The 257-nt window shown below is 48.2% G+C and carries 1 rRNA gene; it reads right to left on the bottom strand.

What is annotated here, in order from left to right:
- Positions 1-202 precede the first annotated feature (202 nt).
- Positions 203-257, bottom strand: a 16S ribosomal RNA gene (locus EO118_RS08545); the annotation flags it as partial.

The raw sequence follows: 257 nt of genomic DNA, 5'->3' as shown, positions 1-257 counted from the left end.
AGTGGACTTGAACCACCGACCTCACGCTTATCAGGCGTGCGCTCTAACCAGCTGAGCTATAGGCCTACATATGAGAGATAATCTCTCAAAACTGAACAATTAAGGTTGGATACAGCTAGCGCATATGCTACGTCTATCCATTACACCAAAGTGTCGACCTAGTGTGACATCTAGCATCTCGTGCTAGTGTATGTCTCCCTAGAAAGGAGGTGATCCAGCCGCACCTTCCGATACGGCTACCTTGTTACGACTTCACC

Origin of the sequence: Veillonella sp. 3891 (assembly GCF_003992315.1) — a bacterium.
Taxonomy (GTDB): domain Bacteria; phylum Bacillota; class Negativicutes; order Veillonellales; family Veillonellaceae; genus F0422.
This window is presented reverse-complemented; position numbering and strand designations above follow the sequence as displayed.